Source organism: Streptomyces sp. NRRL S-495 (assembly GCF_000966955.1).
Classification (GTDB): domain Bacteria; phylum Actinomycetota; class Actinomycetes; order Streptomycetales; family Streptomycetaceae; genus Kitasatospora; species Kitasatospora purpeofusca.
This window is the reverse complement of record NZ_JZWY01000424.1, coordinates 1-2,062: the sequence shown is the minus strand read 5'-3', so window position 1 is coordinate 2,062 and position 2,062 is coordinate 1. Positions and strand designations below refer to the sequence as shown.

Annotated in this window: 2 protein-coding genes; both read right to left on the bottom strand. The window is 70.9% G+C overall.

All coding sequences use genetic code 11. From position 1 onward, the window contains the following. A partial coding sequence (locus tag VR45_RS22365; protein WP_045941598.1) for a M4 family metallopeptidase occupies nt 1-1,141 on the bottom strand: 1,141 nt, incomplete at its 3' end. Between the two features lie 468 nt (nt 1,142-1,609). Continuing rightward, nucleotides 1,610-2,062, bottom strand: a 453-nt coding sequence (locus VR45_RS22360) for a peptidase M4 family protein (protein ID WP_045941597.1), incomplete at its 5' end; no start/stop codon positions are given.

The following is a 2,062-nucleotide window of genomic DNA, read 5'->3' as shown; positions in this document are numbered from 1 at the left end:
TGCCGAAGATGTCCGAGGTGGCCTCGTTGAGGCCGCCGGACTCGCCGGAGTAGTTGAGGTTGGCGGTGGCGGAGGTGACGCCGTGGCTCATCTCGTGGCCGGCCACGTCGATGGCGGTCAGCGGGTTGACGTTGTTGGTGCCGTCGCCATAGGTCATGCAGAAGCAGGAGTCCTGCCAGAAGGCGTTGACGTAGGCGTTGCCGTAGTGCACCCGGTTGCTGGCGCCGACACCGTTGTTCTTGATGCCGTTCCGGTTGAACTTGGCCTTGTAGTAGTCCCAGGTCGCGCCGGTGCCGAACTGCGCGTCGACCGCGGCGGACTGGGTGTCCGAGGCGCTGCCGTTGCCCCAGTTGTTGTCCGCGTCGGTGTACAGCGCGTTGCCGCTCTTGGCGTTGCCGGTCCACTGGTTGCCGCGGGACGGGTCCTTGAGCTGGTAGGTGGAGCCGCTCTGGGTGGTGGTCAGGGTCACCGTCCCGACGTGCACGCCCTTGCCGGTGCCGGTGGCGGTCTGCACCTCCTCGTGGGTGGAGAGCAGCTGACCGGTGGCGGCGTCGGTGACCAGTCGCTGGCTGCTCGGGGTGCCGTCGGCGCGCTCGCCGTGGACCACGGTCTGGTACGCCAGCCGCGGGCTGCCGTCGCCCGCCCAGACCACCAGGGTCGGGCTGCTGGCGCCGTCGACCCGGGTGACCGGGGACGCGTCCTCGTCGGCCGGGGCGATGCCGACGGTGGCCCGGACCGAGTCGACGGCCTGGGTGGAGGCGGTGCCGGCGGAGAGCTTCGGGGTGAGGCTCGGCAGCGAGATCCGGCCGTCGAAGGCCCGGTCCACCGAGGCGACGGTGCCGTTCGCCTTCTGGTGCACGATGAGGTCGCCGCCCAGGACCGGCAGGCCGGCGTAGGTCCGGTCGTAGCGCAGGTGGCGGGTGCCGTTGGCGTCCACGATCGCGTCCTTGACGACCAGCTGCTCCTGGCCGCCGAGGGCGAGGGCCTTCGCCACCGGCGCGGCCTGCTGGCCGGCCAGGGCGATGATCGCCTCGCGCTGCTGGACGGGGGCGGCCTGGGCGGGGGCGGCGGCGACCTGGATGGCGCCGGCCAGAAGTGCGGAGGCGGAGAGTACGGCGCCGGCTGTCAGCTTTCGCTTCACGTACGGGTTCCTTCCACGAAACCGCGGGTGCGCGGTCACGCCGCGTACCGGGGCGCCGGGGTTGGCGCCGTGGGGCGGTAGGGCGTTGACGTGCTGCTCCGTGCGGCCTGACGGTCCGTCGGTGGGTGGGGCGACGGACGTCCGGACGGGGCTTGGGCAGAAGCATGACAATTCAGTCCGTCGAACAACAGGGAGCCACCGGGTATTGGCCAGGTTCCGCCACGGCCCGAACGGGTGGTGGCTGTGCGACGGTTGTGCCGGTTGTCCGCTTTCGTCCGCTGGCGGGATCCCGCCAGCGGCGGCCCTTGTCGGCCTCCGCCGGTCTTGCTACGCGGGCGGGAGAAGGGCGGACGTGCAGGAGAGAAGGGCGAACGTGCGGGGGAGAGGGACGGACGTGCGGGAGAAAAAGGACGGACGTCCGGGGCCTCCCCTCCCAGTGAGGGCCCCGGACGTCCGTCGGACCGCGCGTCAGTTGACGTTGACGCCGCTCCACGCGGCCGCGACCGCGTTGTACTCGGTGCTGCCGGCGCCGTAGAGGTCCTGGGCGGCGCTCAGGGTGCCGGTACGGGCGGCCTTGTAGTTGGTGGTCGAGGTGAAGTAGACCGTCAGCGCGCGGTACCAGATCGCCGCGGCCTTGTCGCGGCCGATGCCGGTGAGCGTCGAGCCGTTGGAGGTCGGGCTGTTGTAGGCGACACCGTTGATGGTCTTCGCGCCGCTGCCCTCGGCCAGCAGGTAGAAGAAGTGGTTGCCGACGCCCGAGGAGTAGTGGACGTCCAGGCTGCCGACGCCCGACGACCAGGAGTCGGCCGAGCCGCCGTCCTTGGAGGGCTTGTCCATGTAGCGCAGCGGCGTGCCGTCGCCGTTGATGTCGATCTCCTCGCCGATCAGGTAGTCCGGCACGTCCGAGGGGAGGTTGGCGGA